General features: G+C 60.7%; 9 protein-coding genes. 5 read left to right on the plus strand and 4 right to left on the minus strand.

Translation table 11 applies throughout. The features are described 5' to 3' along the window. Window positions 1-73: 73 nt before the first annotated feature. The 3 genes from I6L32_RS08935 to I6L32_RS08945 all read left to right on the plus strand — a co-directional run bounded on the left by I6L32_RS08935 (window position 74) and on the right by I6L32_RS08945 (window position 4,333). Entirely contained in the window at window positions 74-685 is a 612-nt protein-coding gene (locus I6L32_RS08935; RefSeq protein ID WP_010674216.1) for an OmpW family outer membrane protein, read from the plus strand. Between the two features lie 196 nt (window positions 686-881). Continuing rightward, window positions 882-2,861: a methyl-accepting chemotaxis protein gene (locus tag I6L32_RS08940; RefSeq protein WP_039040116.1), complete on the plus strand. Its 1,980-nt coding sequence runs from the start codon at window positions 882-884 to the stop codon at window positions 2,859-2,861. Window positions 2,862-2,869: 8 nt separating this feature from the next. Next, on the plus strand, window positions 2,870-4,333 hold the full coding sequence (locus I6L32_RS08945) for an extracellular solute-binding protein (protein WP_052815869.1): 1,464 nt from the start codon (window positions 2,870-2,872) through the stop codon (window positions 4,331-4,333). 60 nt (window positions 4,334-4,393) lie between these two features. Here I6L32_RS08945 and I6L32_RS08950 read toward each other — a convergent pair whose 3' ends face one another. Then, the gene (locus I6L32_RS08950; RefSeq protein WP_216944970.1) at window positions 4,394-5,185 is read right to left on the minus strand and encodes a GNAT family N-acetyltransferase; all 792 of its coding nucleotides are present in this window, start codon (window positions 5,183-5,185) and stop codon (window positions 4,394-4,396) included. Window positions 5,186-5,512: 327 nt separating this feature from the next. Between I6L32_RS08950 and metF the strand changes: the two genes are divergently transcribed. After that, window positions 5,513-6,409, plus strand: coding sequence for a methylenetetrahydrofolate reductase (gene metF / locus I6L32_RS08955; RefSeq protein ID WP_010674220.1), 897 nt, complete (start codon window positions 5,513-5,515; stop codon window positions 6,407-6,409). Between the two features lie 63 nt (window positions 6,410-6,472). On the opposite strand, the gene I6L32_RS08960 is transcribed toward metF, so the two are convergent. Next, complete coding sequence (locus I6L32_RS08960; RefSeq protein WP_052815871.1) at window positions 6,473-7,537, minus strand: DUF3103 family protein; 1,065 nt, start codon at window positions 7,535-7,537, stop codon at window positions 6,473-6,475. A gap of 147 nt (window positions 7,538-7,684) precedes the next feature. Then, the gene (locus I6L32_RS08965) at window positions 7,685-8,836 is read right to left on the minus strand and encodes a benzoate/H(+) symporter BenE family transporter (protein ID WP_254203893.1); all 1,152 of its coding nucleotides are present in this window, start codon (window positions 8,834-8,836) and stop codon (window positions 7,685-7,687) included. Between the two features lie 113 nt (window positions 8,837-8,949). On the opposite strand from I6L32_RS08965, the gene I6L32_RS08970 reads away from it, so the two are divergent. After that, on the plus strand, window positions 8,950-9,522 hold the full coding sequence (locus I6L32_RS08970; protein WP_042015843.1) for a helix-turn-helix domain-containing protein: 573 nt from the start codon (window positions 8,950-8,952) through the stop codon (window positions 9,520-9,522). Here the strand turns inward: I6L32_RS08970 and I6L32_RS08975 are convergent, their stop codons facing one another. Further along, entirely contained in the window at window positions 9,523-10,719 is a 1,197-nt protein-coding gene (locus I6L32_RS08975; RefSeq protein WP_052815872.1) for an NnrS family protein, read from the minus strand. It abuts the gene before it with no gap. Window positions 10,720-10,932: the final 213 nt, after the last annotated feature.

Raw genomic sequence — 10,932 nt, forward strand, 5'->3', positions numbered from 1 at the left:
TAACCGGCCATTCACATCCTTTTATAGTTTTCGGGCTTGCAACATAGAAAGAAAACAAAAAAGGAATAATGTGATGAAAAAGATCCTTCCTCTGTTAATCGCAGCCGCTTTTGCTTCCCCCGTCGCCATGGCACATCAGGCCGGTGACATCCTGGTCCGTGGTGGCCTGGCGTTCGTCTCTCCCCAGACCAGCAGTGACAACGTGCTGGGGACGGGCGAGCTGGAGATCGACAGCAACATGCAGCTTGGCCTGACCCTCTCCTACATGTTGACGGACAACTGGGGTGTCGAGCTGCTGGCCGCGACCCCCTTCTCCCACTCGGTGTCGACTGCCGGCCTGGGTGAGGTCGCCAAGGTCAAACACCTGCCGCCGACCCTGATGGCGCAGTACTACTTCGGTGATGCCAACAGCAAGGTGCGCCCCTATGTGGGGGCCGGTATCAACTACACCACCTTCTTCGACGAGGAAGGGCGCGGTGCCCTGGCCGGGACGGATGTGAGCGTGGACTCCTCCTGGGGGATGGCGGGTCAGGTGGGCCTGGACATGGCGATCAATGACCGCTGGTTCGTCAACGCCTCTGCCTGGCTCATCGACATCGATACCGATGTGCATACCGCCGTGGGCACCATCAACACCTCCATCGATCCGGTGGCCTTCATGTTCGGCGTCGGTTACCGCTTCTGATGACAAACGTGGCCGGTGCACGGCCATGACAACAAGCATGTCTCTTTGGCCCGGCTCTGTTCGGGCCCTTTTCTGCCTGCCATGTCACGCCAACTGTGATCTGGCCCGCCATCGCGTCACGAACCGCTATTCCATTGCATCCCGCTGCCGATAACCTCGGCATTCACCCCTTTCCCCAACGAGTGAGGATGCCTCCATGGGTTTATCTATTGTGCAGCGGATCATCGCCGGCTTCGTGCTGATGCTGTTGTTGCTGGTTCTGCTCGGCTTCATCAGTATTCTGAAGATCCGGGGGATCAACGAGGGGCTCTCCCAGGTTTCTGATCGTGCCACCCCCCTGGTGATCGCGGTCGCCGGGCTCAAGGGCGCACTGCAGGACAGCAACCGCTGGGTGCTCACCTACAGAACCAGCGAGGAGGCGGCCCAGTTGCCGCAACTGGCCAGCCAGTTCAAGGCGCAGCAGGAGCGTTTCCTGGCCCAGAGCAAGGAGATGGCCCGGTTTGACGGGGTGGCCGAGGCGAGCGAGCGGTTCCGCCAGGTCGACGGGGCGACCCGCGAGTTCTACGGGTTGGCGGATCAGGTGCTGACCCAGCACGGTCAGTGGGTGGCCGCACTCGATCGGCGCCATGAACTGGAGCTGGCGTTCATCCGGCTGGAAGATACCTACCAGTGGGCCGCCGATCTGTTGCTGCAGCAGACCGCGAGCAAACGCTCCATGCGCAACAAGGCCGAACTCATCACCTCCGGCATTGCCCGGGATCTGAAAAACATCCGCCGGGCCGATGCCAAGACCGATCTCAATGAATTGGAGAAGGTGCTCGGCAAGGATATCGAGATGGCACGCAAACGGCTCGAACGGGTGCAGGTGCCCGATGACGTGAGGCAGCGTTTCATCGTCAACCTCGATCGGATGCAGGAGCTGGCCCTCGGCCCGAAAGGGTTGCTGGCGACCATGCGCAATGGCCAGCAACTGGCGGCCTCGCTGCAGTCCCTGAACCAGCAACTCGACACCAGTCTGGTCAACAGCCTGGCGCTGCTGGACGAGATGGCCAAATCGGCGGGCAGCATTGCCAGCGCGAGCCGGGTCGGGGCGGATGACGCCGTCAGCAGCGCCAGCGCCTGGATCCTGATCGTGTCTGCCATCTCCGCGGCCGCCGCGCTCCTCATCGGTTACACCACGGCCCGCAGTATCCAGCGTCCGCTGCAACTCATCGATCGGGAGCTGGATCGCATGGCTACGGGTGACATGACCCGGCGCATCGACTACCAGAGCCGCTGCGAGTTTGGCAGCCTGACCCGCTCCATCAATACCCTGGCAGACAAGACTGGCGAGCTGCTCGCCCAGATCAATGCCGGCTCGCGCCATCTGGTGGACGAGGCGAGCCGCGCCGCCGAGATAAGCGAGCGGGCCATGTCACGGGTGCAGGATCAGAAGAGCCAGACCGATCAGGTGGCTGCCGCCATCACCGAGCTGGAGGTGAGTGCCACCGAGGTGGCGCGTTCCACCGATGGCACCAAGCGCGAGGTGGACCTGGCGGACGAAGAGGCCCGCGCCGGACGCAAACAGGTGGCGACTACGCGCCAGATCACCGAACAACTGGCGGGTGCCATGGAAGAGGCGGTCGGCATCACCCACAAGCTGGGGGAATTCAGCGACAACATCGGCAGTATCCTCGACGTGATCCGCAGCATCGCCGAGCAGACCAACCTGCTGGCGCTGAACGCGGCCATCGAGGCGGCCCGGGCGGGGGACGCCGGTCGCGGCTTTGCGGTGGTGGCGGACGAGGTGCGGGCACTGGCGAACCGGACCCAGACCTCGACCGAGGAGATCCAGGCCATGATCGAGAACCTGCAAAGTTCCAGCAAGCACGTGGTGGCCGTGATGGCACGCAGCCAGGAGCAGACCCAGGATTGCGTGGCCCAGACCCGGGTGATGGACGAGGCGTTGCAATCCATTGCCGAGCGGATGAGTGCCATCAAGGCGATGGCGGATCAGGTGGCTCATGCCGCCCAGGAACAGATCTCCGTGAGTCAGGGGGTTGCCCGTCATGTCGCCGGCATTGCGGATGTGGCTTACGAGACCGAGCGGGAGGCGCGGGAATCTGCCAGCAGCAGTGAGGTGCTGGCGGATCTGGTCGCCAAGCAGCAGCAATTGATCGCCCATTTCAAGGTGTAGGAGGACTTATGGCTAACAAGTGGATCGGGGCCCTGAGTCTCCTGTTGTGTGGCCAGCTGATGGCCAGCGAGCTGGTGATAGAGAGCTGGCGCATAGATGACAAGGCCTTGTGGGAACAGAAGATCATTCCTGCATTCGAGGCCGCCCACCCGGGTATTCAGGTGAAATTCAACGGGGTGCAGAACGTCGAGTACATGCCGACCCTCTGGGCCAGCCTCAAGGCGGGCAAGGCGGGGGATCTCATCACCTGCCGCCCGTTTGACGACTCCCTGGCCCTGTTCAAGGCGGGCCATCTGGTGGAGCTGAGCGAGATGGCGGGGATGGAGAACTTCCCGAGCTTTGCCCAATCCCCCTGGCAGACCGACAGTGGCGCCCAGACTTTCTGCGTACCCATGGCATCGGTGATTCACGGCTTCTTCTACAACAAGAAGATTTTCAGTGAGCTGGGGCTGACGGTTCCCCAGACCCGCGAGGCATTCTTCGCGGCCCTGGACAAGGTGAAGGCGGATGGTCGCTATGTTCCCCTCGCCGTGAGCGGCTCGGAGAGCTGGGTTGCCTCCGAGCTCGGTTTCCAGAACATAGGCCCCAACTACTGGAAGGGGGAGGATGGTCGATTGGCGCTGATCGGGGGCCAGGAGCGCTTCAACAACCCGCAATACGTCAAGGTGTTCGAGGAGCTGGCCCGCTGGCGTGACTACCTGGGGGAGGGGGGCGAGAGCCGCGACTACGCCACCACCAACGAGCTGTTCACCTCGGGTAAGGCTGCCTTCTATGCAGCGGGATCCTGGGAGATCGCCCCCTTCACCGGCAAGGTGGACTTCGGTGTCATGCGCCCGCCCGTGGCAAAGCAGGGGGATGGCTGTTTCTTCACCGATCACACCGACATCGGTATGGGGATGAATCCGGCCAGCAAGAACAAGGAGGCCGCCATGACCTTCCTGCAGTGGCTGACCACTCCCCAGTTTGCCGAGCTCTATACCAACTCGCTGCCCGGCTTCTTCTCGCTCTCCAACCACTTCTTTGAAGCCACCAATCCGGCGGCCAGAGAGATGATGGAGTGGCGGGATCAGTGCGATTCCACCATCCGGGTTGCCACCCAGATCCTCTCCCGCGGCACTCCCAAGCTCGGGGATGAACTGGCCGAGGTGAGCCAGCAGGTATTGCTGGGAACCGTGGCACCCAAGGCGGCGGCCGATCGCCTGGAACAGGGGTTGAAAGGGTGGTATGCCCCCCATCAGGGCAACCAGGGCAAGGGACAGGAGTGTCAGTGTGAGGCGAGCGTGCCTGCCGTCCCTGTGTCGGGTGCCATCGGGACCGAACCTGCTGCGCCTGTGGTGCCGGATGGACAAGCGCCCTCCGGAGCAAGCGCGACCCAGCCTCCGTCAGCACCGGTGTCCGGAGCCGTCGCTCCAGCGCCTCCTGCCGAAGTGGAGGAGGCGCTCGCCAGCGAACTGGAGGGGGCACAGCCCTGATGGTTCACCATGAAGAACGGGAGGCCTTGGCCTCCCGTTTTGCATCTGCGTGATGACCTGTCATTCCCGTGGCCAGCGGCACAGGCTGCCGATACGGGCCACCGGCACGAAACCCAGAGCGCGATAGACCCGCTGGGCGTGATAGTGCTCGTCTGCCACTATGATGAGCGAACTGGCCCGTGCCAGTCCTTGGCGTGCGACCTGGCTCAGCAACAGACGACAAAGCCCCCGGTTTCGCCACTCTGCGTGCGTGCGCACCAGTTGAAAGCGTCCCAGGGTGCCGGTGAAGAAGAGTCCGCAGCTGGCAACCAGTTGATCCTGGTGCCATAACCCCCACCACTGTCCGAGCCCGTCATCGATCATGGCCTGATAGAGCTGGCGGCGTGACAAGAGATAGGGAAGATAGCGCTCCTCCGAATGGGCGGGATCCCGCTCTGCCAGCTCGAAGGCGAGCCACTGATCCCAGTCCGCCGCGGTGAACGGGCGAGCCGGAGCCAGGTCGCTGCCGGTGGGGGCTTGCCACTCCATTGCACCCAGCGCCAGTACCACGCACTCCATGTATTGGTATCCCGCCGCCACGAACTCGGCGACCCGGCTGTTCTGGCCTGCGGTGAGGGGCCACTGGAAGGTGCGGTGGCGGATACGGGGATCCCAGCCAATCAGCCTGTCGAAACTGGCCTCGAGCCAGCCCTTGTCACGATCGCTTGGGGGGGTGGGCAGCAACAGGTAGTTGCCGAAGTAGTAGTCTGGAGAGCCCGGGGTGCGCACGGTCCAGAACGCATCATGATCCGTCACCTCGCCCTGATAGCGATCGAACAGCAGATCGGTGGCAAAACCGGGGTGATCTTCCATGATGGGGCTCCTGCAAACGCTTGAATTGCTTATCGGCAGGCGGGGAAAGAAGTTAAAAAAAGGCCGGGAAACCCGGCCAAACAATCACACGCAGATTCAGAACGTCCAGGACGATCCGCCCGCATCATAGCGTGCCTGACAGCATTTTGGGATGGGGTCGCTCATTACTTAGGTTGAATTGCAAAATAAAAAAATCGGCAATCCCCCTTGTCGCTTACAAATCGGTATTGACTTTGATCCGTTTTCTCATAAAGATAGAAAGACGTTTAGACGTCCAAACATCCGTTTTGGCGTGAAGGAATGGGTTGCAGGACAGGGAGAGAGCAGATGGGATTTCACAGTGCGCGTCAGGTTGAGGCACTCAACCAGAGTTTGGCGGATCTGGGTGGCGACATATCGGTCAGTTTCGAGTTTTTCCCGCCCAACAGCGAAGGGATGGAGAACACCCTCTGGCAGTCCATCGAGCGCCTGCAGGTGCTGGAGCCCAAATTCGTCTCTGTGACCTATGGCGCCAATTCGGGCACCCGGGACCGCACTCACAAGGTGATCAAGGACATCAAGGAGCGTACCGGCCTCATCGCCGCCCCGCACCTGACCTGTATCGATGCCAGCCGTGACGAGTTGCGCACCATTGCCCGTGACTACTGGAACAGCGGCATTCGCCACATCGTGGCCCTGCGCGGAGACTTGCCTCCCGGCCTCGACAAGCCTGACATGTATGCCACCGACCTGGTCGCCCTGCTGAAATCCGAAGCCGATTTCGATATCTCGGTCGCCGCCTATCCGGAAGGCCACCCCGAGGCTCGCAGTGCGCAATCCGACCTGCTCAACCTCAAGCGCAAGATAGATGCCGGTGCCAACCGGGCCATTACCCAGTTCTTCTTCGATGTGGAGACCTATCTGCGTTTTCGGGATCGCTGCGCCGCCATCGGTATCGATGCGGAGATCGTGCCGGGGATACTGCCGGTCTCCAACTACCAGACCCTGGCCAAGTTTGCCGGTTTCACCAACGTGAAGATCCCGCGCTGGATGCACCAGCGTTTCGAAGGGCTGGAAAACGATCAGATGACGCGCAACATGGTGGGAGCCAGCATTGCCATCGACCAGGTGCGTGTGCTGAGTCAGGAAGGGGTGAAGGATTTCCACTTCTATACCCTGAACCGCTCAGAGCTGACCTACGCCATCTGTCACACACTGGGTGTGAGGCCGAAAGGTCAGGCCTGATCCTCGGCTCTGATACAGAAAAGCCAATGAGTCTTCTCATTGGCTTTTTGTTTTGGGCGACAGTCAGGGCCGGGTTGGCTGGATCTCCCTGGGCTCGAGATCGATGACTGCATTGCCGGCGGCACCGGGATACTGGTGATAGCTCTGGTCCTGCTCCAGGGTATAGAAGGTGTCGAGGTAGTCGTCGTTGTTGGTCATCCAGGAGTCCGGAAGTGCCTTGACGATACGACCGCCGAGGTCGAGGAAGGGCAGGGCCTCGGGTACGCCGCCCGCAGTGAAGCCGAGTTTGAGTGCGTCAATCAGGAGGGCACTCAGCTCCTTGTAATTGACGTTGTCATCCTGCTCCATCATGACCACGTCGACGGCTCCCCAGCGGTAGCGATCCCAATAGACCAGGATCTGGTTGGGGGTGTAGTCGGTGTTGTCGTAGTCAAGATAGGGCATGTCGACGATATCTACCACGGGCTCGTCCCTGACAGGATTGACCCCGGCCACGACGGCATAGACCTCGGCGGCGCCCAGCAGCCAGGGCTCCTGATCATCGTTGAGCCTGATCTTCTTGAGAATGCTGGTCTTGAGGGAGGTGGTGTTGCTGGTGGCACGGGGCGTCATCTGCATGTCGGCGGCAGCCAGCGCCTTTCGCATCACCTTCAGGCCGGCATTCTTGGCTTTGACCGGATCGGCCTCCACCACCAGTACCGGCCGCGCCGGCGGCTGGTTCACATCGAGATAGATCGGGCTGCCGGCGCTGTCGAACGCCTCGATGGCGCTCCAGCTCTTTTCGTCACCACTTGGTATGTAGGCAACCAGTGGCTCAACCCCTTGTTGCAGTGCATCCGCCTGATCCGGATTGGCCAGCCGCAGTTGCATCAGTTCCCTGACCTCGCCATCCAGCCCTTGCCGACTGATGGCCGCCTGGTTGGCATCCCGAGCCTGGCGCTTCAGGCGCGGGCTGGCCTTTTGCAGCAGGTTGGGCAGTGGACTCTGGTATTCCTGATTGTTCAGGAGCGGCAGCAGGTTCTTCTGCTGCAGCGCGAGCTGGCGTGCCAGCTCCCGATCGGTGTCGGCAGCCTGGGTCGTGGTGGCGCCCAGCAGTGCCAGTAACAAAATGACAGCCTGATTCCTCATCTTCGTTCTCCAGTATTGAGTCTGACAACGGCGCTTGTCGGGAAGGATCTGCGCCGTTTTGTCACTAGAAAGGAATAAGGTTCATATGTGAACGCTCTTCTCAGGATTATGTGCTGCGTCTCACCGGAGTCTCCCCAGATGGTCAGGTCAGGCGCGGAGCCGATTGACTTGATGCAATGTCACTCCGATCAGCAATCCCCAGCAGGCAGACCCGACCCCGAGCAGGGTGATCCCCGAGGCAGTCACAAGGAAAGTCAGTAGCGCGGCTTCCCGCTCCTCGTCCTGCTGCAAGGCGCTGTGCAAGCTGCTGCCTATGGTACCGAGCAGCGCCAGCCCGGCCACGCAGGTGACCAGCACCGCAGGGAATGCGCTGAACAGGGCAACCACGGTGGCACCGAAACAGCCTGTGAGCAGGTAGAAACAACCAGCCCACACGGCAGCAGGCCAGCGTCGAGTGACATCGTGATCCACTTCCTTGCCCATGCAGATGGCGGCAGTGATGGCGGCCAGGTTGAAGGCATAGCCGCCAAACGGTGCCAGCAGCACGCCGATGAATCCGGTCCAGCCAATCAGGGAAGAAGTGGCCGGTTGATAGCCGTGGGCGCGCAGGATGGCAATGCCCGGCATGTTTTGCGAGGTCATGGTAACGAGAAAGAGCGGGAGTGCGATGCCGAGCAGGGCGTCGATGGAAAAGGCTGGCGAGATCCAGACCGGGGTGGAAAGTTGCCAGTGAACCTCGTTGAGTTGCAGCTCGCCCCTCAGGGTGCAGAGCAGCATGCCGGCAGCCAGGACCTGCACCATGGTGTAGCGGGGCCAGAGGTGGCGACCCAGCAAGAAAGCCAGTAGCAAGGTGCCAAGCAGCAGAGGATCTTGCGGTGCCACCTTGAAGAGATCCAGCCCGAACCTGAGCAAGACTCCGGCCAGCATGGCGGCCGCCAGGGGGGCGGGAATATGATGCATCAGCCTGTCGAACCAGCCGCTGATACCGCAGAGGGTGATCAGCAGTGAAGAGATGATGAAGGCGCCGATGGCTTCAGCCAGACTGAAGTTCCCCAGGCTGGTGATGAGCAGGGCGGCACCCGGGGTGGACCAGGCCGTCAAGACAGGCACCCGGTAATAAAGGGAGAGGCCGATGCAGCTGACCCCCATGCCGATACCCAGTGTCCATAGCCAGGAAGAGACCTGGGCTGCATCGGCACCGGCGGCCGTGGCGGCCTGGATGATCAAGACGACAGAACTCGTGTAACCCACCAATACGGCGATGAGTCCCGCGACCATGTGGGGGAGGGCTAGGGGCATGGGAAACTTCCTTGTGGATGCTGATAGCTTGTGCGCTATTGCGTACAATGTGGTTTGGACTATAACGCTGTGCGTTATGGCGCACAATATGGCTCGAAGAAATCGGAGAACAGATGCAGGAGATGAGTCGCTATCTGGCCCAGCGATTGAAAGGGCTGCGCACTGAAAGAGGATGGAGCCTGGATATGGCCGCCCGTGAAACGGGGGTGAGCAAGGCCATGCTGGGACAGATCGAGCGAGGTGAATCCAGTCCGACGGTGGCAACATTGTGGAAGATTGCCACCGGTTTTCGGGTCTCTTTCTCCAGTTTCATTGAGCCGACACCAGCGGCACAGGGAGAGACGGTATACCGTATTGCCGATGATATTCGACAGCAGCCGGCGGGAGAGGGGATGCAGGTTGCCCCGCTTTTCCCCTATGAGGCCCGCTTTGGTTTCGAGTTGTTCGAACTGACCCTGCTACCTGGATACCAGCGGGAGTCAGAACCCCATGAACCCGGAGTGACCGAACATGTCATCGTCATCAGCGGTGTGATGGAGGTACTGGTGGACGGAGCATGGCGTTCCCTCGATCAGGGTGAGGCCGTCCGGTTTGCAGCGGACCGTCCCCATGGCTATCGCAATCTTGGGGTCGCTCCCGCTATCTTTCACAATCTGATCCACTATCCGGCCATGGCCACGCGATGATTAGCCGGGGCGGCCATCCGCCCTGGGACTGGTCAGTATGGGGGTATAAACCCAGATGAACAGACCGTAGGCGGCAACCCAGCTCCATCCGCTGAGGTTCCATCCCGTGAGGGTGAGATTTGGCCAAAAGAGAGGGAGCAAGACCCGCAACAGCGCGGACAGGATCACCAGTGCAAATGCCGCCGTGATCCTGCGTCCTATCTGCAGGGCTCTGCCACTGTGTCCGAGGGATACACGGGCTATCATCCCGAGGATCATGGCCCCCATGCTGCCCGCACTGAACAGATGGCTGGCCAGTGACAAGGCAATCGGCCAGCCAGCCGTGCGTGCCGCCAGGGCGGTCAGCCCCAGTGGGATAAAGAGGTAGGCCAGGTGAAGCGACCACAGCAGGGGCTGGGCCAACGTGGTTCCGGGTCGCCAGCGCAGCTGCCTGTAGAGGTGAGCCCCTGCCGCCACTATATATAGAGGGAACATCTGAATTCCGATGACCCACTGTGTCGGGAGCACCAACCAGAGCAGCAGGATGAGCCACAGAGACGCGAGGGCAATGCGCTCCAGCCACGGCAGTGGTAATGCTTTTTCCGTCCCAGTGGCTCTGGCGGTAAAGAAGGGAATGACACGTCCTCCCATGACGGCAATCAGGGTTGTGAAGAGGAGCACGGTTGCAAGCAGGATATGTTCCACCAATGGCCATTCGGCATGCCACCGCCAGCAAGCGGTATTGAGCAGGGTCAACACGAGAAGCAGGGGAACAAAAAAGAGATTGCGCCACTGGCGCGTCACTATGATGGGTCTGGCGAGGAACCACGTACAGAGGGGCAACCAGGCCAGGTCCATGACCATCAGAGTGACATTGCTTTCTCCAAACCAGGGGAGCAGGCCTCTCGGGATGGCCCACAATCCCACGACCAGTGCCAGCGGCCAACCGCGTACACCTGGGTGAGCGGTCCAGTTCTGGACGGCGGTAAGCAGAAAACCCGCCACTATGGCGGCACCAAAGCCGAACAGCATTTCATGTGCATGCCACCAGATGGGGTTGGCAATCCCGGGCAGAGCGAACCAGCTGTTGAGCTGCCCCAGCCAGCCCAGCATCGCCAAAGCCGAGAACAAGGCGCCGAACAGGAAGAAAGGCCGAAACCCGAGGCGGAACAAAGGAACGATTCTCTCCTCTTTGCGGCTATCCAGGATCTGGTGCATGAATGAAACCTTAATTGAACATTTTAAAAGCCAATTATAAAGTAGCTTTTCAAATGTTCAATTTAAATCCAATGACAGCCCGAAATGGTGGTGATGCGAACGAAATTGAACCGCTTTGCTGCATATCTGAGCGAACGGTTCTTTTCGGTGAAAAAGCCCTTGTCATCACGGCGCGGCTCCCTATAATGCGCCCCTACCAGCACGGCGGTCCAC

The sequence above is a fragment of the Aeromonas sp. FDAARGOS 1402 genome, assembly GCF_019046925.1.
GTDB lineage: Bacteria > Pseudomonadota > Gammaproteobacteria > Enterobacterales > Aeromonadaceae > Aeromonas > Aeromonas caviae.

Excerpts from the sequence above, each read along its gene's own strand:
- I6L32_RS08965 (WP_254203893.1), bottom strand. The coding sequence starts at position 8,836 with ATGCCCCTAGCCCTCCCCCACATGGTCGCGGGACTCATCGCCGTATTG.
- I6L32_RS08945 (WP_052815869.1), top strand. The coding sequence starts at position 2,870 with ATGGCTAACAAGTGGATCGGGGCCCTGAGTCTCCTGTTGTGTGGCCAG.
- I6L32_RS08950 (WP_216944970.1), bottom strand. The coding sequence starts at position 5,185 with ATGGAAGATCACCCCGGTTTTGCCACCGATCTGCTGTTCGATCGCTAT.
- I6L32_RS08940 (WP_039040116.1), top strand. The coding sequence starts at position 882 with ATGGGTTTATCTATTGTGCAGCGGATCATCGCCGGCTTCGTGCTGATG.
- I6L32_RS08970 (WP_042015843.1), top strand. The coding sequence starts at position 8,950 with ATGCAGGAGATGAGTCGCTATCTGGCCCAGCGATTGAAAGGGCTGCGC.
- I6L32_RS08960 (WP_052815871.1), bottom strand. The coding sequence starts at position 7,537 with ATGAGGAATCAGGCTGTCATTTTGTTACTGGCACTGCTGGGCGCCACC.
- I6L32_RS08935 (WP_010674216.1), top strand. The coding sequence starts at position 74 with ATGAAAAAGATCCTTCCTCTGTTAATCGCAGCCGCTTTTGCTTCCCCC.
- metF (WP_010674220.1), top strand. The coding sequence starts at position 5,513 with ATGGGATTTCACAGTGCGCGTCAGGTTGAGGCACTCAACCAGAGTTTG.
- I6L32_RS08975 (WP_052815872.1), bottom strand. The coding sequence starts at position 10,719 with ATGCACCAGATCCTGGATAGCCGCAAAGAGGAGAGAATCGTTCCTTTG.